Source organism: Anaerolineales bacterium, from assembly GCA_022866145.1.
In the GTDB taxonomy this organism is placed as follows: Bacteria; Chloroflexota; Anaerolineae; order Anaerolineales; family E44-bin32; genus PFL42.
The window spans coordinates 1-1,596 of the sequence record JALHUE010000411.1 but is presented as its reverse complement, the minus strand read 5'-3'; the positions used below and the strand labels follow the sequence as shown (position 1 = coordinate 1,596).

Annotated in this window: 2 protein-coding genes; both read right to left on the bottom strand. The window is 68.7% G+C overall.

What is annotated here, in order from left to right:
• Window positions 1–122 precede the first annotated feature (122 nt).
• A complete protein-coding gene (queG, locus tag MUO23_12285; GenBank protein MCJ7513736.1) occupies window positions 123–1,187 on the bottom strand; it encodes a tRNA epoxyqueuosine(34) reductase QueG in 1,065 nt (354 codons plus the stop codon).
• A gap of 94 nt (window positions 1,188–1,281) precedes the next feature.
• Window positions 1,282–1,596, bottom strand: a 315-nt coding sequence (locus tag MUO23_12280; GenBank protein ID MCJ7513735.1) for an FAD-dependent oxidoreductase, incomplete at its 5' end; no start/stop codon positions are given.

Below are 1,596 nucleotides of genomic sequence, written 5' to 3'. Positions count from 1 at the left end.
GTCCGCTGGGCGTCCTGGGCCCAGCGCGCCTCGGCAAGTCGAGGACACAAGCCAAGGTGGAGAATCCCCCCCACCTTGCCTCATCCTGTGTGCAGGTTGGCGGTGGGCCGCTCCGGGCCGCCTCAGGTCTGGCCGCTTTTGCCCGGGAAGCGGCCGAGCGCCCAGGCAGCCGCCTCGCGCAGGTCCGGATCGGTTTCCCTCTCCAGCAGGACGGCCAGGGCCGGCGGAGCCGCCGGGTCCCTCAGGTTGCCGGCGACGATGGCGGCGTTGCGTACCAGCCCGCTTCGCCGGGCTCGCCTCAGCGGACTGTGACGCAGGTCGAGCTGGATCTTCTCTGGGGTAAGGCGCAAGAAATCGAGCGCCCTCGGCCAGCGCAGCAGCGCTGGCGGCTGGAAGGCGGGATCCCCGGTCGGTGTAGCGAAGCACAGGTTCCACGGGCATACCTGCTGGCACAGGTCACAGCCGAACCCCCAACTCCCGATGGCCGGCCGGAGTTCGAGAGGGATGCGGCCCCGGAGTTCTATGGTCAGGTAGGAGATGCAGCGGCGGGCGTCGAGGGTACGATCCGGCAGAATGCACCCTGTCGGGCAGGCCTCCACACAGCGACGACAGGAACCACAGCGGTCCGGCTTGAAGGGCGGATCGGACGGCAGGTCCAGGTCCAGCAGGACCTCAGCCAGAAACAGATACGAGCCGCGGCGCGGATGGATCAAACAGGTGTTGCGCCCGATCCACCCCAGCCCTGCCTGCTGGGCCAATTCGCGCTCCATCACCGGGCCAGTGTCGGTGTAGATGCGGTGGCCGACAGGTCTCCCAACCTGGGCTTCGAGGTCAGCCACAAGCCGGCGCAGCCGGTCGCTCAGGACCTCGTGATAGTCCTGGCCGAGCGCGTAGGCGGCAAGATCCATCTGCCAGGGTGCGGTCTGGTACTGCGGTGCGGGGGCATAGTTCGCCGCCACGACGAGGATCGAGCGGCAGGCCGGATACAGCCGGCGCGGGTCACGCCGCACCTCCAGGGCGCGCTCCGTCGCCAGGTATCCCATGGCTCCATGCCGGCCGGCGGCTACCCAGGCGTTGAAGACGGAGTGGTGGCGAACGGCGGTGGGCCGGGTGATGCCAGCCAGGTCGAACCCTAACGCCGCTGCCGACGTCTTCAGGTACTGGGCAAGAGCTGACGCCTGAAGCATGGGGGGCGGCTCCTTTCAGAGCCCTGGGACTTAACCGCCTCCGAGGGCTCGGAGGCGGATTGTCGTTCGCGGGGTGAGGGACGGCAAGTACGGATCAGGCCTTGAGGTACTCGATGATCGTGCCCGCAGCTCGTCGCCCCCCGGCCATGGCCGTGACCACCAGGTCGGGGCCGGTGACAGCGTCGCCCCCGGCATACACGCCAGGCTTGGAGGTGGCGCCCGTCTCCTTATCGGCGATGATCTGCCCCCACTTGTCGGTCTTCATGTCCGGGGTCGTCTTTCCCACAGCCGGATCCGGCCAGTAGCCCAGGGCCAGGATGGCCGTGTCGGCAGAGACGGTGAAGTTCGATCCCTCGATGGGGATCGGGCGGCGCCGGCCGCTGGAGTCCGGTTCGCCGAGCTCGCACTG